This window comes from Mycobacterium sp. E2238 (genome assembly GCF_001672665.1).
Classification (GTDB): Bacteria; Actinomycetota; Actinomycetes; order Mycobacteriales; family Mycobacteriaceae; genus Mycobacterium.
Genome location: NZ_LZKF01000258.1, coordinates 1 through 25146 on the forward strand (window position 1 = coordinate 1; position 25146 = coordinate 25146).

At 69.8% G+C, this 25146-nt stretch carries 25 protein-coding genes and 1 pseudogene; 21 read left to right on the plus strand and 5 right to left on the minus strand.

All coding sequences use genetic code 11. The features are described 5' to 3' along the window. Together A5711_RS24705 and nadC are read left to right on the plus strand one after the other, a co-directional pair. The coding region (locus A5711_RS24705; protein WP_156745048.1) for an FAD-binding protein at positions 1–556 on the plus strand (556 nt) is incomplete at its 5' end. Beyond that, positions 556–1407 (plus strand): carboxylating nicotinate-nucleotide diphosphorylase, encoded by an 852-nt coding sequence (nadC, locus tag A5711_RS24710; RefSeq protein WP_197501004.1) that lies wholly within the window; start codon positions 556–558, stop codon positions 1405–1407. The genes A5711_RS24705 and nadC, both read left to right, overlap by 1 nt. 87 nt (positions 1408–1494) lie before the next feature. On the opposite strand, the gene A5711_RS24715 is transcribed toward nadC, so the two are convergent. Beyond that, positions 1495–1917 (minus strand): nitroreductase family deazaflavin-dependent oxidoreductase, encoded by a 423-nt coding sequence (locus tag A5711_RS24715; RefSeq protein ID WP_067951139.1) that lies wholly within the window; start codon positions 1915–1917, stop codon positions 1495–1497. A gap of 105 nt (positions 1918–2022) precedes the next feature. On the opposite strand from A5711_RS24715, the gene hisD reads away from it, so the two are divergent. Genes hisD through hisI form a run of 8 tightly spaced genes read left to right on the plus strand, consistent with a single transcriptional unit; the run spans position 2023 to position 8403 of the window. Then, positions 2023–3339, plus strand: coding sequence for a histidinol dehydrogenase (gene hisD, locus A5711_RS24720; protein WP_197520863.1), 1317 nt, complete (start codon positions 2023–2025; stop codon positions 3337–3339). Next, positions 3336–4466 carry a histidinol-phosphate transaminase gene (locus A5711_RS24725; RefSeq protein WP_067951142.1) on the plus strand — a complete coding sequence of 377 codons (1131 nt, stop codon included), beginning with the start codon at positions 3336–3338 and terminating at the stop codon, positions 4464–4466. The genes hisD and A5711_RS24725 overlap by 4 nt, the downstream gene beginning before the upstream one ends. Further along, on the plus strand, positions 4463–5083 hold the full coding sequence (gene hisB / locus A5711_RS24730; RefSeq protein ID WP_067951144.1) for an imidazoleglycerol-phosphate dehydratase HisB: 621 nt from the start codon (positions 4463–4465) through the stop codon (positions 5081–5083). The genes A5711_RS24725 and hisB overlap by 4 nt, the downstream gene beginning before the upstream one ends. After that, complete coding sequence (gene hisH / locus A5711_RS24735) at positions 5080–5700, plus strand: imidazole glycerol phosphate synthase subunit HisH (RefSeq protein ID WP_067951146.1); 621 nt, start codon at positions 5080–5082, stop codon at positions 5698–5700. Before hisB ends, hisH begins: the two co-directional genes overlap by 4 nt. A gap of 20 nt (positions 5701–5720) precedes the next feature. Next, the gene (gene priA, locus A5711_RS24740) at positions 5721–6464 is read left to right on the plus strand and encodes a bifunctional 1-(5-phosphoribosyl)-5-((5-phosphoribosylamino)methylideneamino)imidazole-4-carboxamide isomerase/phosphoribosylanthranilate isomerase PriA (RefSeq protein ID WP_067951148.1); all 744 of its coding nucleotides are present in this window, start codon (positions 5721–5723) and stop codon (positions 6462–6464) included. Positions 6465–6468: 4 nt separating this feature from the next. Beyond that, a complete protein-coding gene (locus tag A5711_RS24745; protein WP_067951150.1) occupies positions 6469–7272 on the plus strand; it encodes an inositol monophosphatase family protein in 804 nt (267 codons plus the stop codon). 1 nt (position 7273) lies between these two features. Then, a complete protein-coding gene (gene hisF / locus A5711_RS24750) occupies positions 7274–8059 on the plus strand; it encodes an imidazole glycerol phosphate synthase subunit HisF (RefSeq protein ID WP_067951154.1) in 786 nt (261 codons plus the stop codon). After that, a complete protein-coding gene (gene hisI, locus A5711_RS24755) occupies positions 8056–8403 on the plus strand; it encodes a phosphoribosyl-AMP cyclohydrolase (protein WP_067951156.1) in 348 nt (115 codons plus the stop codon). The genes hisF and hisI overlap by 4 nt, the downstream gene beginning before the upstream one ends. A 30-nt stretch (positions 8404–8433) precedes the next feature. Here hisI and A5711_RS24760 read toward each other — a convergent pair whose 3' ends face one another. Continuing rightward, a complete protein-coding gene (locus A5711_RS24760) occupies positions 8434–8790 on the minus strand; it encodes a WhiB family transcriptional regulator (protein ID WP_067951158.1) in 357 nt (118 codons plus the stop codon). Positions 8791–9055: 265 nt separating this feature from the next. Between A5711_RS24760 and A5711_RS24765 the strand changes: the two genes are divergently transcribed. Next, on the plus strand, positions 9056–10150 hold the full coding sequence (locus tag A5711_RS24765; RefSeq protein ID WP_067951160.1) for a calcium:proton antiporter: 1095 nt from the start codon (positions 9056–9058) through the stop codon (positions 10148–10150). Here the strand turns inward: A5711_RS24765 and A5711_RS24770 are convergent. Then, a complete protein-coding gene (locus tag A5711_RS24770; protein WP_067951161.1) occupies positions 10140–10610 on the minus strand; it encodes a peroxiredoxin in 471 nt (156 codons plus the stop codon). The genes A5711_RS24765 and A5711_RS24770 overlap by 11 nt on opposite strands. 94 nt (positions 10611–10704) lie before the next feature. On the opposite strand from A5711_RS24770, the gene A5711_RS24775 reads away from it, so the two are divergent. From A5711_RS24775 to A5711_RS24820, 10 genes are all read left to right on the plus strand, one after another. Continuing rightward, a complete protein-coding gene (locus A5711_RS24775; protein WP_067951163.1) occupies positions 10705–12255 on the plus strand; it encodes an anthranilate synthase component I in 1551 nt (516 codons plus the stop codon). Next, a complete protein-coding gene (locus A5711_RS24780) occupies positions 12248–12937 on the plus strand; it encodes a TIGR02234 family membrane protein (protein WP_067951164.1) in 690 nt (229 codons plus the stop codon). The genes A5711_RS24775 and A5711_RS24780 overlap by 8 nt, the downstream gene beginning before the upstream one ends. Before the next feature lie 112 nt (positions 12938–13049). Further along, a complete protein-coding gene (gene trpC / locus A5711_RS24785; RefSeq protein WP_055404126.1) occupies positions 13050–13868 on the plus strand; it encodes an indole-3-glycerol phosphate synthase TrpC in 819 nt (272 codons plus the stop codon). A 74-nt stretch (positions 13869–13942) separates the two neighbouring features. After that, positions 13943–15205: a tryptophan synthase subunit beta gene (gene trpB / locus A5711_RS24790; RefSeq protein WP_067951165.1), complete on the plus strand. Its 1263-nt coding sequence runs from the start codon at positions 13943–13945 to the stop codon at positions 15203–15205. Further along, on the plus strand, positions 15202–16017 hold the full coding sequence (trpA, locus tag A5711_RS24795) for a tryptophan synthase subunit alpha (RefSeq protein WP_067951167.1): 816 nt from the start codon (positions 15202–15204) through the stop codon (positions 16015–16017). Before trpB ends, trpA begins: the two co-directional genes overlap by 4 nt. Next, positions 16014–17468 (plus strand): prolipoprotein diacylglyceryl transferase, encoded by a 1455-nt coding sequence (locus tag A5711_RS24800; protein WP_067951169.1) that lies wholly within the window; start codon positions 16014–16016, stop codon positions 17466–17468. Before trpA ends, A5711_RS24800 begins: the two co-directional genes overlap by 4 nt. Before the next feature lie 27 nt (positions 17469–17495). After that, complete coding sequence (locus A5711_RS24805; RefSeq protein ID WP_067951170.1) at positions 17496–17927, plus strand: DUF2752 domain-containing protein; 432 nt, start codon at positions 17496–17498, stop codon at positions 17925–17927. Between the two features lie 66 nt (positions 17928–17993). Further along, complete coding sequence (pyk, locus tag A5711_RS24810; RefSeq protein WP_067951172.1) at positions 17994–19412, plus strand: pyruvate kinase; 1419 nt, start codon at positions 17994–17996, stop codon at positions 19410–19412. 25 nt (positions 19413–19437) lie between these two features. Next, positions 19438–20313 carry an acyl-CoA thioesterase II gene (locus tag A5711_RS24815; protein WP_067951296.1) on the plus strand — a complete coding sequence of 292 codons (876 nt, stop codon included), beginning with the start codon at positions 19438–19440 and terminating at the stop codon, positions 20311–20313. A gap of 143 nt (positions 20314–20456) precedes the next feature. Next, positions 20457–21854 (plus strand): bifunctional lysylphosphatidylglycerol flippase/synthetase MprF, encoded by a 1398-nt coding sequence (locus A5711_RS24820; protein ID WP_067951174.1) that lies wholly within the window; start codon positions 20457–20459, stop codon positions 21852–21854. Here A5711_RS24820 and cydC read toward each other — a convergent pair. Both cydC and cydD read right to left on the minus strand, forming a co-directional pair. Continuing rightward, positions 21788–23496 (minus strand): annotated as a pseudogene (cydC, locus tag A5711_RS24825) (thiol reductant ABC exporter subunit CydC). The gene A5711_RS24820 and the pseudogene cydC overlap by 67 nt on opposite strands. Then, complete coding sequence (gene cydD / locus A5711_RS24830; protein WP_082975844.1) at positions 23483–25096, minus strand: thiol reductant ABC exporter subunit CydD; 1614 nt, start codon at positions 25094–25096, stop codon at positions 23483–23485. The pseudogene cydC and the gene cydD overlap by 14 nt, the downstream one beginning before the upstream one ends. Between the last annotated feature and the right edge of the window lie 50 nt (positions 25097–25146).

Genomic DNA, 25146 nt, shown 5'->3' on the forward strand with positions numbered 1-25146 from the left:
GCACTACAGCTGCGGCGGCGTCGTCACCGATGTGCACGGCCAAACGGAACTGCCCGGCCTGTTCGCCGCCGGCGAGGTGGCCCGCACCGGACTGCACGGCGCCAATCGGCTGGCGTCCAACAGCCTGCTCGAGGGTCTGGTGGTCGGTGGCCGCGCCGGGAAAGCCGCGGCCGCGCACGCGATGGCGGCGGGGCGCGTCAGGGCCGTCGAGCCCGAGCCCATCGCCCACACCGCCCCGGAACGCGGCGCTTTGCAGGCCGCGATGAGCCGCGACGCCTCGGTCGTGCGCGACGCCGCCGGGCTGCAGCGCTTGTCCGACACCCTGTCTGGGGCGCGGGTGCGCCGCATCGCCGGCCGTCGCGACTTCGAGGACGTCGCGCTGGCCGTGGCCGCCCGCGCGGTGACCAGCGCGGCCCTCGCCCGCACCGAGAGCCGGGGCTGCCACCATCGCGCGGAATACCCCGAGCCCGCACCGGAACAGGGCCGCAGCAGCGTGCTGCGGCTGGCCGACGACCAGAACTCGGTGCTGGTGGAGGCGCTGGCGGCGGTGGGCTGATGATGCTGCCCGAAGAGCGAAGCGCCGCTCAAGACACCATCCGGCGCGGTCTGGAAGAGGACCTGCGCTACGGGCCCGACATCACCACGCTCGCGACGGTGCCCGCCGGTGCGGTGGCCACGGCGTCGATGGTGCCCCGGGAGCCGGGCGTGATCGCCGGCGTCGAGGTCGCGCTGCTGGTTCTCGACGCCGTCCTCGCCGGCGGCTACGAAGTGGTGCACAGCGTCGAGGACGGCGCCCGGCTGCAGCCGGGCGAGCCGGTGCTGACGGTGCGCGCGGACACCCGAGGCCTGCTGACCGCCGAGCGGACCATGCTGAACCTCGTGTGCCACCTGTCGGGCATCGCCACCACGACGGCGGCCTGGGTCGAGGCGGTGGAGGGCACGAAAGCCAAGGTCCGCGACACCCGCAAAACGCTGCCCGGGCTGCGTGCGCTGCAGAAGTACGCGGTGCGGCTCGGCGGCGGCGTCAACCACCGGATGGGCCTGGGGGACGCGGCGCTGATCAAGGACAACCACGTGGTGGCCGCCGGCTCGGTGGTGGACGCGCTGCGCGCCGTGCGCGACGCGGCGCCGGATCTGCCGTGCGAGGTGGAGGTGGACTCCCTCGAACAGCTGGACGAGGTGCTGGGCGAAAAGCCGGAACTGGTGCTGCTGGACAACTTTCCGGTCTGGCAGACACAGATGGCCGTGCAGCGTCGCGACGCGCGCGCCCCCGCCGTGCTGCTCGAGTCCTCGGGCGGGCTCACCCTGGAAAACGCCGCCACCTACGCGGCAACCGGGGTGGACTACCTGGCCGTCGGCGCGCTGACCCACTCGGTGCGCGCGCTCGACGTCGGCCTGGACATGTAGTTCTCGACAACGAGTGTGCGTCCAGGGCGCTCCCCGTCGGCGTGTCGCCGCCGTGAGCGCACACTCGACGGCGCCCCCGAAAGCGCCTCAGGCGATGTCGCCGACGAAAACGCCGATCCGCCGCAGCTGCATGCGGGCCATCCGCGGCAGACGTTCGGCGTCGGGACCCTCGGTGCCGGCCGGCAGGATCCGCGGATTTGTGATGTGCACCACGCGGTTGCGGCTGAACTGCACGTCGGCCTCGCCGGCCGCCAAGACGTTCTTGACCCAGTTCGTCTTGCCGTGGCCCAGCGCGATCGCCAGCACGTTCCCCTTGCGGTAGGGGGTGATGATCGTCTCGTACGGCGTGCCAGAGGTGCGGCCCCGATGCTTGATGGTCGCGGTCCCGGGCAAAAAGCGGGCGATCGGCTTGACCGCCGGGTTGAAGTACTTGATCTGGAAGCGCTCGAACCAGGGCGGGAACACCATCGGGACGCCCGGGGCGTTATTGGGGTGATCCTTCGCGGACATGACAACTCCCTGAGTTGTGGGGGGCTTACCCGGGCACTGTACCGGTCGGATATCGACTTGAGTTCCTCTGGGACAATGGAGGCAATGAGTACCGCTTCAGCACCCGTGATGGCCCGCATCGACCTGCGGGGCGCCGAGCTGACGGCTGCCCGATTGCGGACCGCGCTCCCGCGGGGCGGCGCCGACGTGGAAAGCGTGCTGCCCAAGGTGCGGCCGATCGTCCAGGCCGTCGCCGAGCGCGGCGCCGAGGCGGCGCTGGAGTTCGGGGCGTCGTTTGACGGTGTGCGGCCCTCGGCGGTCCGGGTGCCCGAAGCCGCGCTTCAGACGGCGCTGGCCGGCCTGGAGCCCGACGTCGTGGACGCCCTGCGGGTGATGATCGACCGCACCCGCGCGGTACACGCCGACCAGCGCCGTGCCGACGTCACCACCACGCTCGGCCCGGGCGCGACGGTCACCGAGCGCTGGGTGCCGGTCGAGCGGGTGGGCCTGTATGTGCCCGGGGGCAACGCGGTGTACCCGTCCAGCGTGGTGATGAACGTGGTGCCCGCGCAGGCCGCCGGCGTCGACTCCCTGGTGGTGGCCAGCCCGCCGCAGGCCCGCTATGACGGACTGCCGCACCCGACGATCCTCGCCGCCGCCCGGCTGCTCGGGGTCGACGAGGTGTGGGCCGTCGGTGGTGCGCAGGCGGTGGCGCTGCTGGCCTACGGCGGCGCCGACACGGACGGTTCCGAGCTGGCGCCCGTCGACCTGATCACGGGGCCGGGCAACATCTACGTCACCGCCGCGAAGCGGCTGTGCCGCTCGCGCGTCGGCATCGACGCCGAGGCCGGGCCCACCGAGATCGCCATCCTCGCCGACCACACCGCCGATCCGGCGCACGTGGCCGCCGACCTGATCAGCCAGGCCGAGCACGACGAGATGGCGGGCAGCGTCCTGGTCACCCCGAGCGAGGACCTGGCCACCGCGACCGACGCCGAGGTGGCCGCCCAGCTGCGCACCACGGTGCATCGTGATCGGGTGAGCGCCGCGCTGGGCGGCCGGCAGTCGGCGATCATCCTGGTCGACGATCTCGACGCAGGCATCCAGGTGGTCAACGCCTACGCCGCCGAGCACCTGGAGATCCAGACCGCCGACGCGCCGGAGGTCGCCGGGCGAATACGTTCGGCCGGAGCCATTTTCGTCGGTCCGTACTCGCCGGTGAGCCTCGGCGACTACTGCGCGGGATCCAATCACGTGCTGCCGACGGCGGGCTCCGCCCGGCATTCCAGCGGCCTGTCGGTGCAGACCTTCCTGCGCGGCATTCACGTCGTCGACTACACCGAGGCCGCCCTCAAGGACGTCTCGGGACACGTGGTCACGCTGGCCAAGGCCGAAGACCTGCCCGCACACGGCGAGGCGATCCGGCGGAGGTTCGAGCGATGACGGAGAACCCCACGCTGGACGACCTGCCGCTGCGGGACGACCTCCGCGGCAAATCACCTTACGGCGCACCGCAATTGGCCGTACCGGTGCGGCTGAACACCAACGAGAACCCACACCCGCCCAGCGGGGCGCTGGTGGACGATGTGGTGCGATCGGTGGCCGAGGCGGCCGCCGACCTGCACCGCTACCCCGATCGCGACGCGGTGGACCTGCGTCGCGATCTCGCCGGCTACCTCACCGCGCAGACCGGCGTGCAACTCGGTGTGGAAAACGTCTGGGCGGCAAACGGATCCAACGAGATCCTGCAACAGTTGCTGCAGGCATTCGGCGGGCCCGGGCGCACCGCGATCGGGTTCGCCCCGTCCTACTCGATGCACCCGATCATCGCCGACGCCACCCGTACGGAATGGCTGGAGGGTGTCCGCGCCGACGACTTCAGCCTCGACGTGGACAGGGCGGTCGCCGCCGTCGCCGAACATCAACCCGGCGTGGTCTTCATCGCCAGCCCGAACAACCCGTCGGGGCAGAGCGTTTCGCTGCCGGCGCTGCGGCGGCTGCTCGACGCGGTGCCCGGGATCTTGATCGTCGACGAGGCCTACGGTGAGTTCTCCTCCGAGCCCAGTGCGGTCGGACTGGTGCGGGAGTATCCGACCAAGCTCATCGTCACCCGCACCATGAGCAAGGCGTTCGCCTTCGCCGGGGGGCGGCTCGGCTACCTGATCGCCACGCCCGCGGTGATCGACGCGATGCTGCTGGTCCGGCTGCCGTATCACCTGTCGTCGGTCACGCAGGCCGCGGCCCGGGCCGCGCTGCGGCACGCCGACGACACCCTGAGTAGCGTCGCGGCGCTGATCGCCGAACGCGAACGGGTCACAACGGCTTTGACCGGCATGGGTTTTCGAGTGATTCCCAGCGATGCGAACTTCGTGCTGTTCGGCCAATTCGCCGACGCCCCGGCCGCCTGGCAGCGCTACCTGGACGCCGGTGTATTGATCCGCGATGTCGGGATTGCCGGCTACCTGCGCGCCACCACGGGACTGGCCGAAGAGAACGATGCGTTCCTGCGGGCCAGCGCCCGGATCGCCGCCACCGAATTGGCACCAGCCACCCCAGTAGGAGCCCCGTGACCACTCTTGCGACTCGGCGCGCGCGTATCGAGCGTCGCACCAAGGAATCCGACATCGTCATCGAGCTCGATCTCGACGGCACCGGGCAGGTCCACGTCGACACCGGTGTGCCGTTCTACGACCACATGCTCACGGCGCTGGGCACCCACGCCAGCTTCGACCTGAGCGTGCGCACCAAGGGCGACGTCGAGATCGAGGGCCACCACACCATCGAGGACACCGCGATCGCGCTGGGGCAGGCGCTCGGCCAGGCTTTGGGCGACAAGCGGGGCATCCGCCGGTTCGGCGACGCCTTCATTCCGATGGACGAGACGCTGGCCCACGCCGTGGTCGACGTGTCCGGCCGGCCCTACTGCGTGCACACCGGTGAGCCGGATCACCTGCGGCACACAACCATTGCGGGCAGTTCGGTGCCGTACCACACCGTGATCAACCGGCACGTGTTCGAGTCGCTGGCCATGAACGCCCGCATCGCGCTGCACGTGCGCGTCCTGTACGGGCGCGACCCGCACCACGTCACCGAGGCGCAGTACAAGGCGGTGGCGCGTGCGTTGCGTCAGGCCGTCGAGCCCGATCCCCGGGTGTCGGACGTGCCGTCCACCAAAGGTGTTCTGTGACAAAACCATCCGTCGTCGTCCTGGATTACGGCTCGGGCAACCTACGGTCGGCACAGCGCGCGCTCGAGCGGGCGGGCGCGTCGGTCGAGGTGACCGCCGACGCCGATGCGGCCGCCGACGCCGACGGGCTGGTGGTGCCCGGGGTCGGCGCCTTCGAGGCCTGCATGACCGGCCTGCGCAGAGTCAAGGGGGACCGCATCATCGCCGACCGCGTCGCCGCCGGGCGCCCGGTGCTGGGCGTCTGCGTGGGCATGCAGATCCTGTTCGCCGGCGGCGTCGAATTCGGTGTGCAGACAACGGGTTGCGGCCAGTGGCCGGGCGAGGTCACCCGGCTGGATGCCCCGGTGATCCCGCACATGGGATGGAACGTTGTCGACGCCGGTGCGGGCAGCACCCTGTTCAAGGGGCTGGACGCCGACACCCGCTTCTACTTCGTGCACTCCTACGCCGCGCAGCGCTGGGAGGGTTCGCCGGAGGCCGTGCTCACCTGGGCCACCCACCGGGTGCCCTTCCTGGCCGCCGTCGAGCAGGGTCCGCTGTCGGCCACGCAATTTCACCCCGAAAAGAGTGGGGATGCGGGTGCGGCCGTGCTGCGCAACTGGATTGAGGCACTGTGACGAGCGGCTTGGGAGGGAATGTGTTGATCTTGTTGCCCGCGGTCGACGTGGTCGAAGGCCGCGCCGTGCGGCTGGTCCAGGGCAAGGCGGGCAGCGAGACCGAATACGGCTCGGCGCTGGACGCGGCGCTGAACTGGCAGCGCGACGGGGCGGAATGGATCCACCTGGTCGACCTGGACGCGGCGTTCGGGCGGGGCTCGAACCGCGAACTGCTGGCCGAGGTGGTGGGCAAGCTCGACGTGCAGGTGGAGCTGTCCGGCGGGATCCGGGACGACGACTCGCTGGCCGCGGCGCTGGCCACCGGCTGCGCCCGGGTCAACCTGGGCACGGCGGCCTTGGAGAACCCCCAGTGGTGTGCCCGCGCCATCGCCGAGCACGGCGAGAAGGTCGCCGTCGGGCTCGACGTGCAAATCGACAAAACCAGGCCAGCGGGGCAACACCGACTGCGCGGGCGCGGCTGGGAGACCGACGGCGGTGACCTGTGGGAGGTGCTGGAACGCCTTGACGGCGAAGGGTGTTCGCGCTTCGTCGTCACCGACGTCACCAAGGACGGCACGCTGGGCGGCCCCAACCTCGACCTGCTGGCCGCCGTCGCCGACCGCACCGAGGCCCCGGTGATCGCCTCCGGCGGCGTGTCCAGCCTGGACGACCTGCGCGCGATCGCGACCCTCACCGACCGCGGGGTCGAGGGCGCCATCGTGGGCAAAGCCCTCTACGCCGGGCGGTTCACCCTGCCGCAGGCGCTGGCAGCGGTTGCGGGGTAGGGCCGTGACGGACCTGGACGCGTTGGTGGAGCAGGCGTCGGCGATCCTCGACGACGCCACCGAGCCGTTCGTCGCCGGCCACCGCGCAGATTCGGCGGTGCAGAAGAAGGGCAACGACTTCGCCACCGACGTGGATCTGGCGATCGAGCGGCAGGTGGTCGGCGCGCTGACGGAGGCGACCGGAATCGGCGTGCACGGCGAGGAATTCGGCGGCACCGACGTCGACTCCGAATGGGTGTGGGTGCTCGACCCCGTCGACGGCACGTTCAACTACGCGGCCGGATCGCCGATGGCGGGGATCCTGCTGGGCCTGTTGCACCACGGCGACCCGGTCGCCGGGTTGACTTGGCTGCCCTTCGTCGACCAGCGCTACACCGCGGTGGTGGACGGTCCGTTGATGAAAAACGGTGTCGCGCAGCCCCCGCTGGCCGACATCGACCTGACCGACGCCCTGATCGGCGCCGGCTCGTTCAGCGCCGACGCGCGGGGCCGGTTCCCCGGGCGCTACCGCATCGCCGTGCTGGAGAACCTGAGCCGGGTCTCGTCGCGGCTGCGGATGCACGGGTCCACCGGACTCGACCTGGCCTACGTCGCCGACGGAGTCCTCGGTGGCTCGATCAGTTTCGGCGGCCACGTGTGGGACCACGCCGCCGGCGTCGCGCTGGTGCGGGCGGCGGGCGGTGTCGTGACCGACATCCGCGGTGAGCCGTGGAGCCCCGCGTCGGATTCCGCACTGGCCGCGGGCCCCCGCGCACACGCCGAGATACTCGAAATCCTGCGCAGCACGGGCCGTCCGGAGGACTTCTGAGATGTCGCACGCCAATGGCCTTGCGGTGCGGGTGATTCCGTGCCTGGACGTCGATGCCGGGCGAGTCGTCAAGGGGGTCAACTTCGAAAACCTGCGGGATGCGGGCGATCCCGTCGAGCTCGCCGCCGCCTACGACGCCGAGGGTGCCGACGAGCTGACCTTTCTCGACGTCACCGCCTCGTCGTCGGGCCGCGCCACCATGCTCGACGTGGTCCGCCGCACGGCCGAACAGGTTTTCATTCCGCTGACCGTCGGCGGCGGGGTTCGCACGGTGGCCGACGTCGACGTCTTGCTGCGCGCGGGGGCCGACAAGGTCTCGATCAACACCGCCGCGATCGCTCGGCCCGACCTGCTGGAAGAAATGGCGCGGCAGTTCGGCTCGCAATGCATCGTGCTGTCGGTCGACGCCCGCACGGTCCCCCCGGAATCGGTGCCGACGCCGTCCGGTTGGGAGGTCACCACCCACGGCGGGCGCCGCGGGACCGGGATCGACGCCGTCGAATGGGCTTCCCGCGGCGCCGATCTGGGCGTGGGGGAAATCCTGCTCAACTCGATGGACGCCGACGGCACCAAGGCCGGGTTCGACCTGCCGATGCTGCAGGCGGTGCGCTCGGCGGTCACGGTGCCGGTGATCGCCAGCGGTGGCGCCGGCGCGGCTGAACACTTCGCGCCCGCCGTCGCCGCCGGGGCCGATGCGGTGTTGGCGGCCAGCGTCTTTCACTTCCGGGAGTTGACCATCGGTCAGGTGAAGGCCGCGATGGCCGCCGAAGGGATCACCGTGCGATGACGCTGGACCCACGGATCGCCGCGCGGCTGAAGCGCAACGCCGACGGCCTGTTCACCGCCGTCGTGCAGGAACGCGGCACCGGCGACGTGCTGATGGTCGCCTGGATGGACGACGCGGCGCTGGCCCGCACCCTGGAAACCCGTGAGGCGACATATTATTCGCGGTCCCGCGGCGAGCAGTGGGTCAAGGGTGCGACGTCCGGCCACACCCAGCGCGTGCACTCGGTGCGGCTGGATTGCGACGGCGACACCGTGCTGCTGACGGTCGACCAGGTGGGCGCCGCCTGCCACACCGGCGACCACAGCTGCTTCGACGCCGACGTGCTGCTGGAACCGGAGACATAGGTTGCTGCGGCCCGAGCGGGCACCCAGGCGTTAAATCGCGGTGCGACGCCGCAGCCGGGCGGCGGCCAGGAATTCGACCCAGGACACCACGTCGGAGTGCTGCCTGAGCAGGGCGCGTCGCTGGCGTTCGGTCATGCCGCCCCAGACTCCCCACTCGACCTGGTTTTCGAGCGCGTCGGCGCCGCACTCCAGGATTACCGGGCAGTGCCGGCAGATCGTCGCGGCCCTTCTCTGGGCGGCGCCGCGAACGAACATCTCGTCCGGGTCGCCGGTGCGACAGCGTGCTTTGGAAACCCAGCCGTCGCGATCCTCGGTCCGCACACTGCGCAGATGGTTTCGAATCGGACCGTCGATGCCGCTTTCTGCGGCGGTTCGGGTAGCTGACATCGCTTCCCCCTTTGCTCCGGCCGCGCTGAGAGTTCAGCGTTCGGATATCTGGCTGTCTTGATTTTCTCCGGCCCGAGCCCGTGTAAACACGAGGCGAATGTTGCGACCGTATGAAACGCCGTTGGGCAAACGTAGGGGCTTTGGTCGCAGACATCCGGGGACCTTCGGCTCAAGGACGTCGCGGCAACGCCGTCGCCGGGCCGGGAGAATCACGACCGAGGTCCGAAGTCGCCCGATCGCGAGCCGTGGATGAGAATGGCGGTCGATGTTGAGACGGGTGTCGTGGACCGCGGTCGTGCCGCTGCTTGCCGTCGCCGTGCTGGCCGTGATCTGGGGCGAGAAGCTGGGCCCGGCGATGGTCGCGCTGACGGCGGCATTGCTCATCGGAGCCGTGCTGGCCGCGGTGCACCACGCGGAGGTGGTCGCGGCCCGGGTCGGCGAGCCGTTCGGCTCGCTGGTGCTCGCGGCCGCGGTGACGGTGATCGAGGTGGCGCTCATCGTCTCGCTGATGGCGTCCGGGGGCAACGAGGCCGCCACCCTGGCCCGGGACACCGTGTTCGCGGCGGCGATGATCACCACCAACGGCATCGCGGGGCTGTCGCTGCTGCTCGGCTCGCGGCGCTACGGCGTGACGCTGTTCAACGCCGAGGGCAGCGGCGCCGCGCTGGCCACCGTCACCACGCTGGCGACGCTGAGCCTGGTGCTGCCCGCGTTCACCACCAGCCAAGTGGGCAGGGAGTTCTCTCCGGGCCAACTGACGTTCGCGGCGGTGGCGTCGTTGCTGGTCTATCTGGTCTTCGTCTTCACCCAGACGGTGCGCCACCGCGACTTCTTCCTGCCGGTCGCGCAGAAGGGCCAGAAGAAGCGGCTGTTCGAGGATGAAAGCCATGCCGAGCCGCCGAGCCGCGGCGCCGCGCTCGGGAGTCTGGGGCTGCTGCTGGTCGCCCTCGTCGCGGTGGTGGGACTGGCCGAGGAGGAATCGCCGGCGGTCGAGCGTGCCGTGACCGCGGTCGGATTTCCGCAGTCATTCGTCGGCGTGGTGATCGCCGCGCTGGTGCTGCTGCCGGAGACCCTGGCGGCCGCGCGCACGGCGCGCCAGGGCCGCATCCAGACCAGCCTTAACCTGGCGTACGGCTCTGCGATGGCCAGCATCGGGCTCACCATCCCGGCGATCGCGCTGGCCTCCATCTGGCTCAAGGGACCGTTGGTGCTCGGGCTGGGCCCCATTCAGCTGGTGCTGCTGGCGCTGACCGTCGTGATCAGCATGCTGACGGTCGTTCCCGGGCGCGCCACCAGGCTGCAGGGGGAGCTGCATCTGGTGCTGCTCGCCGCCTACGTTTTCCTGGCGATCAGCCCGTAGGCGCCGACCGGCTGCGCAGTGTCTCCAACGCCTTGTCGGCGTGGGTGTCCATGCTGAACTCGCTGGAAATCACGTTGAGCACCGTGCGATCGGTGTCGATGACGAACGTGGTTCGCTTGACCGGCAGCAGCTTGCTGAGCAGGCCACGCTTGACGCCGAACTGCGCGGCAACGGTGCCCTCGGTGTCCGACAGCAGCGGGTAGTCGAACTTCTGCATGTCGGCGAACTTGGCCTGCTTCTGCACGGGATCGGCACTGATGCCGACCCGATTGGCGCCCACGGCGGCGAATTCCGCTGCCAGGTCCCGGAAATGGCAGGCCTCCTTGGTGCAGCCCGGTGTCATCGCGGCGGGGTAGAAGAACAGCACCACCGGTCCGCTGGAGAGCAACTCGCTGAGCTTGCGCGGCGTCCCCGTCTGATCGGGAAGTTCGAAGTCCGCGACGGTGTCACCAGTTTTCATGCCGCGAGCGTAACGCCACCGCGAATCTCGAGGCTGGAGAGCGCAGCCACGTTACGCTCGCGAACCCCCACCGCCCATCTGCGAGGATGGTTCGGTGCAAGCCCACCTCGCCGCGACGACCTCACGAGAGGATTTCCGTCAGCTCGCAGCCGAGCACCGCGTGGTTCCGGTGACCCGCAAGGTGCTGGCCGACAGCGAGACGCCGCTATCGGCCTACCGCAAGCTCGCCGCCAATCGCCCGGGCACGTTCCTGCTGGAATCCGCCGAGCACGGCCGATCCTGGTCGCGCTGGTCGTTCATCGGCGCGGGTGCGCCGTCGGCGCTGACCGTCCGCGACGGGGAAGCGGTCTGGCTGGGCGCCGTGCCGCAGGACGCGCCCACCGGCGGCGACCCGTTGCACGCGCTGCGGGCCACCCTCGAGCTGCTGGCCACCGCCGCCCCCCACGACATCAAGCCCGGGCTGCCGCCGCTGTCCGGCGGCATGGTCGGTTTGTTCGCCTACGACATGGTGCGGCGGCTGGAGCGCCTGCCCGAGCTGGCCGTCGACGACCTGCATCTGCCGGACATGCTGCTGTTGCTGGCCACCGACGTGGCCGCGGTCGACCACCACGAGGGCACCATCACGCTGATCGCCAACGCGGTGAACTGGAACGGCACCGACGAGCGGGTCGACGAGGCCTACGACGACGCGGTCGCGCGCCTGGACGTGATGACCTCGGCGCTCGGCCAGCCGCTGCCTTCGACGGTCGCCACGTTCGACCGGCCCGAGCCGCGGTACCGCTCGCAGCGCACCGTCGAGGAGTACGGGAAGATCGTCGACTACCTCGTCGAGCAGATCGCGGCGGGCGAAGCCTTCCAGGTCGTCCCCTCCCAGCGCTTCGAGATGGACACCGACGTCGACCCGATCGACGTGTACCGGATGCTGCGGGTCACCAACCCGAGCCCGTACATGTACCTGCTGCACGTCCCGAACGGCATTGGCGGGACGGACTTTTCGGTCGTCGGTTCCAGCCCGGAGGCGCTGGTCACCGTCCACGACGGCTGGGCGACGACGCACCCGATCGCGGGAACCCGGTGGCGCGGGCAGACCGACGAAGAGGATCAGCTGCTGGAGAAGGAACTGCTCGCCGACGAGAAGGAGCGCGCCGAGCACCTGATGCTGGTGGACCTTGGCCGCAACGACCTCGGCCGGGTCTGCGCCCCGGGCACCGTGCGCGTCGAGGACTACAGCCACATCGAGCGCTACAGCCACGTCATGCACCTGGTGTCGACGGTGACCGGGATGCTCGCCGAGGGCCGGACCGCGCTGGATGCGGTCACGGCCTGCTTCCCGGCCGGCACGCTGTCGGGCGCACCGAAGGTGCGGGCCATGGAGCTCATCGAGGAGGTGGAGAAGACACGTCGCGGCCTCTACGGCGGCGTGGTCGGCTACCTCGACTTCGCCGGCAACGCCGACTTCGCGATCGCCATCCGCACCGCACTGATGCGCGGCGGCACCGCCTATGTGCAGGCCGGCGGCGGGGTGGTGGCCGACTCGAACGGTCCGTACGAGTACACCGAGGCCGCCAACAAGGCGCGCGCGGTGCTCAACGCGATCGCCGCCGCCGAGACGTTGACCGCGCCGGAGACCGGCCGCCATGACTGAGACCCGCCCGGCTCGGCGGGCCCGGATGGTCGTCGGGGTCGCCCAGGTGTTGCTGGTGGGATCCGCGGCGGCGCTGTGGGCGGCGTCCCGGTTGCCGTGGGTGGTGATCCGGTCGTTCGACGGGCTGAGTCCGCCGCGCGGGGTGACGCTGTCCGGCGCGTCGTGGTCGACGGCGCTGTTGCCGCTGGCGGTGCTCATGCTGGCGACGGCCGTGGCGGCGATCGCGGTTCGCGGCTGGCCGCTGCGCGTGCTGGCGGGGCTGCTGGCGCTGGCCAGCCTGGCGGTCGGATACCTCGGGGTCAGTTTGTGGGTGCTGCCGGACGTGGCCGTGCGCGGGGCCGATCTGGCGCACGTTGCGCTGACGTCGCTGGTGGGCAGCGAGCGACGCTATTGGGGGGCGGGCATCGCGGTGGCCGCGGCGGCGTGCACCCTGATCGCGGCCGTCCTGTTGCTTCGGTCGGCCGGCGATTCCGGGTCGGCCAGGTTGAGCGCGGAAAAGTATGCGGCGCCCGCGACGCGCCGCTCAAATGCGCTACGCGAGGACACCGATGGCGCGATGCTGGAGAAGCCGGAGACGCCGGAAATGTCGGAGCGGATGATCTGGGACGCGCTTGACGAGGGCGCTGACCCAACGCGGGACCCCACCGATCGGCCGCACGGGTCGGACACCGAGGGTCGGTGACGGGTCGCAAGCCGAGGGCCGCTACCCTTCATTCACGTCGTCGCGATCGGCTGGAGTTCGTCAGGAGGCCGTGGGGTGGCGATGGGTAACGGCGCGAAGGGAAGCAACAGGCATGAGTCCGGCTACCGTGCTTGACTCCATCCTCGAGGGAGTCCGGGCCGACGTTGCCGCGCGCGAAGCTCTCATCAGTCTCTCCGAAATCAAGGCCGCCGCTGCCGCCGCTCCGCCGCCGCGTGACGTGATGGCCGCCCTGCGCGAGCCCGGCATCGGCGTCATCGCCGAAGTCAAGCGCGCCAGTCCGTCGGCGGGATCCCTGGCGACGATTGCCGATCCGGCAAAACTGGCCCGGGCGTACGAGGACGGCGGAGCCCGGATCATCAGCGTTCTGACCGAGGAGCGCCGTTTCCACGGCTCGCTCGACGACCTCGATGCCGTTCGGGCCGCGGTCTCGATACCGGTGTTGCGCAAAGACTTTGTCGTGCAGCCATATCAGATCCACGAGGCCCGCGCCCACGGCGCCGACATGCTGTTGCTCATCGTGGCCGCGCTGGACCAGTCGGCTCTGGTATCGATGCTCGACCGCACCGAATCCCTGGGCATGACAGCCCTTGTCGAGGTGCACACCGAGGAGGAGGCCGACCGGGCGTTGAAGGCCGGGGCCAACGTAATCGGTGTCAACGCGCGCGACCTCGCCACGCTGGAGGTCGACCGCGACTGCTTCGCGCGGATCGCGCCCGGGCTGCCCAGCAATGTGATCAGGATCGCCGAGTCCGGCGTCCGCGGCACCGGCGACCTGTTGGCCTATGCCGGCGCCGGCGCGGACGCCGTGTTGGTCGGCGAGGGTCTGGTCAAAAGCGGTGACCCGCGCGCCGCGGTCGCCGACCTGGTCACCGCGGGTACGCACCCGTCCTGCCCGAAACCGTCTCGCTAGTCGTCAAGTCAGTTGAAGAGCCCCGGCGCTGAAACGTTGAACCCGATGAGCCGTCCCCGCGTAGAGCCTTGGTGATGGTCAACCTGTCCCGCCCGGACCTTCCCCTTCCGAGTGCAGCGGTCGCCGAACCCACCCGCCACGAACCCGATGCGGGTGGCCATTTCGGCGTGTACGGCGGCCGCTACGTGGCGGAGGCGTTGATGGCGGTGATCGAGGAGGTCACCGCCGCCTACGAGAAGGAACGCATCAACCCCGATTTCCTGGACACCCTGGACGACCTGCAGGTCAACTACGCCGGCCGGCCGTCGCCGCTGTACGAGGCCACCCGGCTGTCCGAGCATGCCGGCTCGGCGCGCATTTTCCTCAAGCGAGAAGACCTGAACCACACCGGTTCTCACAAGATCAACAACGTCCTCGGTCAGGCCTTGCTGGCCAAGAGAATGGGCAAGAGCCGGGTCATCGCCGAGACCGGCGCCGGCCAGCACGGCGTCGCCACGGCCACCGCGTGCGCGCTGCTCGGCCTGGAATGTGTCATCTACATGGGCGCCGTCGACACCGCGCGCCAGGCGCTCAACGTGGCGCGGATGCGACTGCTGGGCGCCGAGGTCGTGTCGGTGGAGAGTGGGTCGAAGACGCTCAAGGACGCGATCAATGAGGCGTTTCGCGACTGGGTGACCAACGCCGACAACACCTACTACTGCTTCGGCACCGCGGCCGGGCCGCACCCGTTTCCCGCGATGGTGCGCGATTTTCAGCGCATCATCGGCTTGGAGGCGCGCGTGCAGATTCAGGCCCAGGCGGGCCGGTTGCCCGACGCGGTCGTGGCCTGTGTCGGGGGCGGATCCAACGCCATCGGTATCTTCCACCCGTTCATCGACGACCCCGGGGTGCGCCTGGTCGGCTTCGAGGCGGCCGGCGACGGCGTCGAAACGGGAAGGCACGCCGCGACATTCGCCGGCGGTTCGCCGGGGGCTTTTCAGGGGTCGTTCTCTTACCTGCTGCAGGACCAGGATGGCCAGACCATCGAATCCCATTCGATCTCAGCGGGTCTCGATTATCCGGGGGTGGGCCCCGAACACGCATATCTCAAGGAGATCGGGCGTGCCGAATACCGGCCGATCACCGACTCCGAGGCGATGGATGCGTTCGCGCTGCTGTGCCGCACCGAAGGAATCATCCCGGCCATCGAATCCGCGCACGCGATCGCGGGCGCGGTCAAGCTCGGCCTCGAATTGGGGCAGGGCGCCATCATCGTGGTGAACCTGTCGGGCCGGGGTGACAAGGACGTCGAGACGGCCGCGAAATGGTTTGGCCTGATGGGGCCCAGCGAGCGATGACCGTGGAACAAAAGCAAGCCAGCCGGCTCGGGCCGGTCTTCGACATGTGCCGCAAGGACAATCGCGCGGCGCTGATCGGTTATCTGCCCACCGGTTACCCCGACGTGCCGGGTTCGGTCGACGGAATGCTCGCCCTGGTCGAATCCGGCTGCGACATCATCGAAGTCGGGGTTCCCTATTCGGATCCCGGCATGGACGGGCCGACCATCGCCCGGGCCACCGAGGTCGCGTTGCAGGGGGGAGTGCGGGTGCGGGACACCCTGGCCGCGGTCGAGACGATCAGTGCGGCCGGCGGCCGCGCGGTGGTGATGACCTATTGGAATCCGGTGCTGCGGTATGGGGTCGACGCGTTCGCCCGGGACCTCGCGTCGGCCGGGGGGCAGGGCATGATCACTCCAGACCTCATCCCCGACGAAGCCGGCCAGTGGCTGGCGGCAGCTGAGGAGCATCGGTTGGATCGCATTTTTCTGGTGGCGCCATCGTCGACCCCGCAACGGCTGGCGATGACGGTCGAGGCGTCGCGCGGGTTCGTCTACGCTGCTTCCACGATGGGGGTGACCGGGGCGCGTGATGCGGTGTCGAACGCCGCGCCCGAACTGGTGCACCGGGTAAAGGCGGTGTCGGACATACCGGTCGGTGTCGGCCTGGGGGTGCGGTCGCGAGATCAGGCGGCGCAGATCGGCAGCTACGCCGACGGCGTCATCGTGGGCTCGGCGCTGGTATCGGCGCTCGGTGAGGGCGGGTTGCCCGCGTTGCGGGCGCTGACCGAGGAACTGGCCGCGGGCGTCCGGGAGAAGGCGTCCGCCGGATGACGATGTTGCCGACGTATTTTCCCAGCCCGCCCCAGGGCGTTTGGCACCTCGGGCCGCTGCCGATCCGCGCCTACGCGCTGTTCATCATCACCGGCATCGTCGCGGCGCTGCTGATCGGCGACCGCCGCTGGGAAGCCCGCGGCGGGCAGCGCGGGGTGATCTATGACATCGCGTTGTGGGTGGTGCCGTTCGGGTTGGTGGGCGGCCGGCTTTACCACCTGGCCACCGACTGGCGGACCTACTGGGGGCCGGGCGGTGCCGGGTTGAGCGCGGCCGTACGCATTTGGGATGGCGGCCTTGGCATCTGGGGCGCGGTGGCCCTTGGCGGCGTCGGCGCGTGGATCGGCTGCCGGCGGCACGGGATTCCGCTGCCGGCATTCGCCGACGCGATCGCGCCGGGAATCATCCTGGCGCAGGCCATCGGCCGGCTGGGCAACTATTTCAACCAGGAGCTCTACGGCCGGGAAACCACCCTGCCATGGGGGCTGGAGATCTTCTACCGCCGCGACCCGTCGGGATACATCGACCCCCATTCGCTGGACGGTGTGTCGACGGGCCAGGTGGCACTCGTCGTGCAGCCGACGTTCCTGTACGAATTGATTTGGAACGTCCTGGTTTTCGCCCTGTTGATCTACGCGGACCGGCGATTCGCGCTGGGCCACGGGCGACTGTTCGCGTTGTACGTGGCCAGCTACTGCGTGGGGCGCTTCGGTGTCGAGTTGCTGCGCGACGATACCGCCACTCACATCGCGGGCATCCGGATCAATTCGTTCACATCAACTTTCGTGTTCATCGGGGCCGTGGTGTACCTCATGGTGGCGCCGAAGGGACGCGAGGCCCCGGAAAGCCTGCGCGGCAAAGACTACGTTTCCGAGGAGTCTCCGGAATCGGAGCCGGCGGGCGAACTCGCGACCGTCGCCTCGGGTGAGGCGGCGACCGTGGCGGTCGCGGGAGGTGGCGGCGAGGACGAGGACGACAAGCCCGCCGACTTGTCGGAAACCGGCGAGGCCGCCTCCGTCGACGAGCCGGAAACCGCGGAGGCCGAGACGGTCAAAGCGGAGGCCACGGAGCCCGGGCCGGACGAAACCGAAGGGCCCGAGGCGGAAGCCGAAGAGCCCGAAGCCGAAGAACACGAAGCCCAAGTCGAAGAGCCGGAAGCCGAAGAGCCGGAAACGGAAGAGCCCGCGGCCGAAGTCGAAGAGCCGGAAGCCGAAGAGCCGGAAGCCGAAGAGCCCGAGGCCGAAGAAACCGAACCCGAAGAGGCCGACGAGGAAGAGCCCGCGGCCGAGCCCGAAGAATCCGAAGCCGAGGCGGACGAAGAACCCGAAGCCGAGGCGGACGAAGAATCCGAGCCGCCACACGACTCGGCCGAACCGGCTTCGGCCGCCGAGCCTTATAAGACACCCCGCAGCCGGTGGCGGCTGCGAAGGAATCGGTCGTCGAACCCCTAGTGGCCGCGGGTCTGGCATGCTGAACAGGTGACGCAACCCAATTCCGCCGGGCACGCGGCGGAACAGTGTCACCGCCCACGCCGGTACGTCGCGGTCGGCACCGCCGTTGCGCTCGGCGGCGCGCTCGGCTACGTCGGCCTGGTCGACCCGCACAACACGAACTCGTTGTATCCCCAGTGCCCCTTCAAATTGCTTACCGGCTGGAACTGCCCGTTCTGCGGTGGCCTGCGGATGACGAACGATCTGCTGCACGGCGACCTGTTCGCCGCCGTCAACGACAATGTTTTTCTGTTGGTCGGCATCCCGATGCTGGCGGGATGGCTGCTGATTCGCCGCGGGAGCGGCAGACCGGCGCTCTCCACGCCGGCGTGGTTGACGATGGTGCTGGCCATCATCGCCTGGACGGTGCTGCGTAACCTGCCCGGCTTCCCACTGTTGCCGGCGATTCAGAGTGGTTAATCACGCACAGCACGACACCCCGTTTGGTCGGACCGGGTCGGACCCACGCGACTATGCTGGGTCGGCGTGAGTAGACGCGGGAAGATCGTCTGCACCCTTGGCCCTGCGACAAATTCGGACGAGTTGATCCTGGCGCTGGTCGAGGCGGGAATGGACGTCGCCCGGTTGAACTTCAGTCACGGCGACTACTCCGACCACAAAGCCGCCTACGAGCGGGTCCGGGCCGCTTCCGACACCACCGGCCGCGCGGTCGGTGTCCTCGCCGACCTGCAGGGCCCGAAGATCAGGCTGGGCCGGTTCGCCACCGGGGCGACGTACTGGGCCGACGGCGAAACCGTGTGCATCACCGTCGCCGACTGCGAGGGCACCCACGACCGCGTGTCGACCACCTACAAGAAGCTGGCCGCGGACGCGACGGTCGGCGACCGGGTGCTGATCGACGACGGCAAGGTCGGCCTGATCATCGACCGCATCGACGGTGACGATGTCATCTGCACGGTCGTCGAGGGCGGCCCGGTCAGCAACAACAAGGGCATCTCGCTGCCCGGCATGAACGTGTCGGCACCGGCCTTGTCGGAGAAGGACATCGAGGACCTCACGTTCGCGCTGGACCTCGGTGTCGACCTGGTCGCGCTCTCCTTCGTGCGCTCGCCGTCCGACGTCGAGCTGGTGCACGAGGTGATGGACCGGATCGGGCGGCGGGTGCCGGTGATCGCCAAGCTGGAAAAGCCGGAAGCCGTGGACAATCTGGAAGCGATCGTGCTGGCCTTCGACGCCATCATGGTGGCTCGCGGCGACCTCGGCGTCGAGCTGCCGCTGGAAGAGGTGCCGCTGGTGCAGAAGCGGGCCATCCAGATGGCCCGGGAGAACGCCAAACCCGTCATCGTGGCGACCCAGATGCTCGACTCCATGATCGAGAATTCCCGGCCGACGCGCGCCGAGGCCTCCGACGTCGCCAACGCCGTGCTCGACGGCGCCGACGCGGTGATGCTGTCCGGCGAGACGTCGGTCGGAAAGTACCCGCTGGCGGCCGTGCGGACCATGTCGCGGATCATCTGCGCCGTCGAGGACAATTCCACCGCCGCCCCGCCGCTGACGCACGTGCCGCGCACCAAGCGCGGGGTGATCTCCTACGCCGCCCGCGACATCGGCGAGCGCCTGGACGCCAAGGCGCTGGTCGCCTTCACCCAGTCGGGCGACACCGTCAAGCGGCTGGCGCGGCTGCACACCCCGCTGCCGCTGCTGGCCTTCACCGCGTGGCCCGAGGTCCGCAGCCAGCTCGCCATGACGTGGGGCACCGAGACGTTCATCGTCCCGATGATGACGTCCACCGACGGCATGATCCGCCAGGTGGACAAGTCGCTGCTGGAACTCGGTCGCTACAAGCGCGGTGACCTGGTGGTGATCGTGGCCGGCGCGCCACCTGGCACAGTAGGGTCGACCAACCTCATCCACGTGCACCGGATCGGTGAGGACGACGTCTAAGCATTCGAGCCAAGGAGAGGCCGCGATCAGCACGGATTCCGATTTCAAGGAACTGCTTGCGACCCTCGACCTCACTCGGGTCGCCGACGACCGGTTCGTCGGGTCTCATCCCAGCAAGAACCCGATGCGAACCTTCGGCGGCCAGCTCATGGCTCAGTCGTTCGTCGCCGCCAGCCGCTCGCTGGTCCGGGACGACCTGCCGCCCGGCGCTCTGTCGGTGCACTTCATCAACGGCGGTGACACCGCCAAGGACATCGAATTCCACGTCACCCGGCTGCGGGACGAGCGGCGCTTCGCCAACCGGCGCGTGGACGCGGTGCAGGACGGCATGCTGTTGTCCTCGGCGATGATCTCTTACATGTCCGGCGGCCGCGGCCTCGAACACGCCGTCGATCCGCCGCAGGTGGGCGCGCCCGAAACGCAGCCGCCGATCAGCGAGCTGCTCCGGGGTTACGAGGAGACGGTTCCGCACTTCGTCAACGCGCTGCAGCCGATCGAGTGGCGCTACACCAACGACCCGGCCTGGGTGATGCGCGAGAAGGGCGACCGGCTTCCGCACAACCGGGTTTGGATGAAGGCCGGCGGCAGCATGCCCGATGACCCCGTGCTGCACACCGCGACCATGGTGTACTCCTCGGACACCACGGTGCTGGACTCGGTGATCACCACCCACGGCCTGTCGTGGGGTTTCGACCGCATCTTCGCCGCGTCCGCCAACCATTCCGTGTGGTTTCACCGGCAGGTCGACTTCGACGACTGGGTCTTGTACGCGACGTCGTCGCCGGTGGCCGCGGATTCGCGCGGGCTGGGCACCGGGCACTTCTTCGACCGCTCCGGGCAGGTCCTCGCGACGGTGGTGCAAGAAGGAGTGCTGAAATACTTTCCGCCCGCCCGCCGATAGACAGGGCGGAGTACCCGCGGGACATCGCTGTGAAATCGGCCCGTCAGGGCCGGTATCGCGCGTAAGTTTTTAGCTGCCGGGTATTCGGTGCAGAGGCGGCAAACAGCCGCCCAGCTGGAGTTTCAGCGCATCGGGAGGTGAGTGTGAGCGGGCCGTTGGTCGACGTCTCAGCGAAGGCCCGCGCGCGGGAGCGCGTGGTCGTCTCGGTCGATTCGCGCGCGGCCCGGCTGATCGGTGCGCTGGCGCTGCTGAGCGCCACCTGCTGGTTGGCCGAAATCCTGGTTCGCCACCACCACCACCCGGCGTGGCACTACACCGATCGGTTGGCCTGGTCGCTGACCGTCCTGGTCGCCGTGGCGTGGATCGCACGCGGCATCTTCCTGGGACGTCCCGTTACGGCCACGCACGCCGTCGCGGCCTTCTTCTTCGTGCTGGCCGGGCTGGGCCTGCACGTGCTGTCTTTCGATCTGCTCGGCGACCTGGTCATCGCCGGCTCCGGCATGGTGCTGATGTGGCCGACGTCGTCGCATGCGCGTGCGGAGGATCTGCCCCGGGTGTGGAAATTGATCCAGGCCACCCAGGACGATCCGCTCGCGCCCTTCGCGATGCAGACCGGCAAGAGTTACCACTTCACCGCGGACGGCAGCGCCGCGCTCGCCTACCGGACGCGCCTGGGTATCGCCGTGGTCGGCGGTGACCCGATCGGTGACGAATCTCGATTCCCCGAGCTGGTCGCCGACTTCGCCGCCATGTGCCACACCCACGGCTGGCGAATCGCGGTGGTCGGTTGCGGCGAGCGACGGCTCGAATTGTGGAACGACGCCGCGGTGGTCGGACAGTCGTTGCGCGCCGTGCCGATCGGGCGCGACGTCGTCGTCGACGTCACCGGTTTCGACATGGTGGGACGCAAGTTCCGCAACCTGCGCCAGGCGGTGAAGCGCTCCCACAACTGCGGCATCACCACCGAGATCGTGGGGGAGCAGGAACTCAGCGATGAGCAACTGGCCGAGCTGATCGAGGTGGTCCGAGCGTCGAGCAAGGCGGCCCACACCGAGCGCGGATTCCACATGAACCTCGACGGCGTGCTGGAGGGCCGGTTCCCCGGCATCCAGCTGATCCTCGCCCGGGACGCCTCGGGCAAGGTGCAGGCATTCCACCGGTACGCGACGGCCGGCGGGGGCAGCGACATCACCCTCGACGTGCCGTGGCGCCGGCGCGGAGCCCCCAACGGCATCGACGAACGCCTCAGCGTCGACATGATCATGGCTGGCAAAGAGAATGGCGCCCAACGGCTTTCCCTCGCGTTCGCGGCGTTCCCGGAAATCTTCGACGAGAAGAATCGCAGCCGCACCCAGCGCGTCTTCTATCGGTTGATCCACGTTCTCGACCCGCTGATCGCCCTCGAGTCGCTCTACCGCTACGTGCGCAAGTTCCACGCGCTGGACACCCGGCGCTACGCGCTGGTGTCCATGACTCAGATCGTCCAGTTGCTGATCGTGCTGCTGTCGCTGGAGTTCATGCCGCGCCGGCGACACCTCTGAGCGCATCCAATTGCAGTTCGCGACAGCCAATGCCCTCGGGCAGGTGGTGGGTAGCCACCACCACGGTCCGATCGGCCGACATCAGAGCGGAACTCGGCCCCAGCAGGTCGCGGAGTATCGGTTCGGCGTCGGCGGCGTCGAGGTGTTCGGTCGGCTCGTCGAGCAGCACGATCCGGGCGGATGTGAGCATCGCCCGCGCCAGCAGCAGCCTCCTGCGCTGACCGGCCGAAAGCGCCTGCGCGCCACCGGTCAACACCGTCGACAGGTTCTCGGGCAGACCGGCTAGCCAGGGGCCGAGCCCGACCGCGTCCAGCGCGTCCGCCAATTCGGCGTCGCGGCAGTCGCCGCGGGCCACCAGCAGGTTGTCTCGAACCGTGGTGTCGAAGATGTGCGCGTCTTCCGCGAAAAAGCTGACGGCGCCGCGCAAGTCGTCTTCACGGAAGGCGGTTAGATCGGTGCCGTCGAGCGTCACCCGTCCCTCCAGCGGGGGTAGCAGCCCGGCAAGCGTCATCAAGAGCGTGGTCTTGCCGGACCCGCTGGCGCCGGTGATTGCCAGCCGGGCACCCGGCGGTAGGTCCAGCGAGATGCGGTTCGAGCGCGCGGCTCCGGCGTGCCCGGACCGGATGTCGGCGGACAGCACGGCGAGCGGCTTCGGCGGGGCCGCGGGCGATTCGGGCTGATGCGGGCGGTCGCTCGCCCTCAGGTCGAGCAACCGGCGGGCGGCGATGCGCGATCGGGTCAGCTGGACCGCGGCGGCCGGCAACGGTGTCATCGCCTCGAACGCGGACAGCGGCAACAACATCAGGACGGCGAGCGTGGTTGGCGCGACCGAAGGGGCAAGCCAGAGGCCGGCTATCACCGCGCCGAGCACGCTGGCCCCGATCGCGGCGGTGGGCGCGGCCTCGGCGATGGCGGCCGGCCGGGCGGCCGCGTCGAGCGCGGCGCCCCACGCGCGTTGGCGGCGTTGCGACTCGGCGATGACGCGGGGGAGCAGGCCGGCGACGCGGAGCTCGGGCGCGTGTTCCAGCGCGATCATCGCCGAGGTATCGCGGTCGGAATGATGCTGCCGGGCAAGGCTTTCCTGGCCGGCCGCGGCCCTGGCCGCGAACCGCGGTGCGACGATGCCCGCGATCAGCAGGCAGATCACCAGCACCGCCGCGGCCGGCAGCGAGATGACCGCGACCACCACGGTCGCCGCCAGCCCCAGCACCGCCGCGACCCCGATCGGCACCACGGCACGCACCAGCACATTGGCCAGTTCTTCGACGTCGGAGCCCACGCGGGTGACGAGCTCGCCGCTGTGCAGACGGACGGCTGCCGCCGCAGGCCCGTGCGCCAGCCGGTGATAGATCCCCGCCCGGGCGCTGCCTGCCGCGCGCAGCGCGGCGTCGTGGGTGACCAGTCGCTCGCAGTAGTGCAGCACTCCCCGGGAAATCGCGAAAGCGCGCACCGCGACGGCCGCGACCGACAGGTCCAGCACCGGTGGCATCTGCCAGGCCCTCGTGATGAGCCAGGCCGAGACACCGGCGAGTGCCAGCGCGCTGCCCAGCGACAGCACGCCCAGCGCGATGGCCGCAAACAGCCGGGGGAGTCGGGGCCGCAGCAGCGGCGCCGCCGCCAACAGCGGATCAGGCCGGGACATAACGCGCCCCGCTGTCGGCGACCACTTCGACCACCCGGTCACCGATTGCCAGAACCGGTGTGCGGTGCCCGACGACGACGACGGTCGCGCCCGAACGGGCGCGATCCACGATGGCCCGCAACACGCGCTCCTCGGCGTGCGCATCGAGGTGCGCGGTGGGCTCGTCGAGCAGCAGCACCGGCGCGGACGATCCGAGCGCCCGGGCGAGGCCGAGCCGTTGCCGCTGCCCGAGCGACAGGCCGACGCCGCCGCGGCCGAGCACCGTGTCCAGCCCATCGGGCAGGTCGGCCAGCACCCTATCGAAATCGGAATCGGCACAAGCAGTTTCGAGGTCGTCCAGGTCGCCGAACAGGACCAGGTTGTCCCGGACCGTGCCCGGGACGAGTGCCGGGCGCTGCGGCAGCCACGACAACTGCCGCCACCAGGCGCCCGGCTCCAGATCGGCGACGTCGATGCCGGCCACGGTGACCCGGCCCGAGGACGGCCCGGTGACCCCGGTGATCGCCTGCAGGGTAGTGCTTTTGCCGGCGCCGTTGCGCCCGGTCAGCACCGTAACCGCGCCCGGTTCGATGAGCGCGGTGAGGTCGCGCGGCGCGTGGCCGTCGCGACCGGCGACGCCGAGCCCGTCGAGGCGGATCTGTGCCCCGCGGGCGGTGACCGTCTGGTCCCGGGCCTGCGCTGGAGTCGGTTCGCCGATGAGGGCGAAGGCCTTGTCGACGGCGGTTCTTCCGTCCTGCGCGGCGTGGAATTCCACGCCGATGCGGCGCAACGGCCAGTACACGTCGGGCGCGAGCAACAGCACCGTGAGGCCGGCCGCCAGCGTCATCTCGCCGAACACCAGGCGGAACCCGATGCCCACCGCGATCAGCGCCACACCCAGCGTCGCCAGCAGTTCCAGCACCAGCGCGGACAGGAAGGCGATCCGGAGCGTCGCCATGGCCGAGCGGCGGTGCGCGGCGGCCAGTTCGTCGATGCGGCGCTCCGGGCCCCGACCGCGCCCCAGCGCCCGCAGGGTGGGGATGCCGGCGATCAGATCGAGCAACCGGCCCTGCAGTGTCGTCATGGCGGCCAGGGCCGCCGCCGACCGGTCGGCGGTGGCCAGGCCGATCAGGACCATGAATATCGGTATGAGCGGCAAGGTGATCGCCACGATGGCCGCCGATTTCAGGTCGTAGAGAGCGATGACGGCGACGGTCGCGGGGGTGAGGATCCCGGCGAGCAGCAACGTCGGCAGGTACCCGGTGAAGTAGGGGCGCAGGCCGTCGAGGCCGCGCGTGACCACCACCGCGGCGGCATCCCGTTGGCCGGCGAGCTCACCGGGCTGGCGGGCGGTCACCGCCGTGAGCACCTGACCGGACAGATCGGCGATGACCGCGCTGGCGCCGCGTTGACTCAACCGGGTCTGCAACCATTGCGCCACTGTCCGAATGGTCCACAGCAGCAATAGGACCGACAGCGGCCCGAGCCAGACGCGCGGGCCGTGGGCGGAGCGATCGCCGACCGCGCGGGCAACCACGCCAGCGAGGACGATCGCCGAGCCGATCGCGCAGCCGGAGATCACCACACCGCAGCACACCGTCGAGGCCAGGTAGCGGCGCAGGGCGGTCGATGCCCGCCACAGTCGCGGGTCCAGCGGGCCCCGCGCTCTGG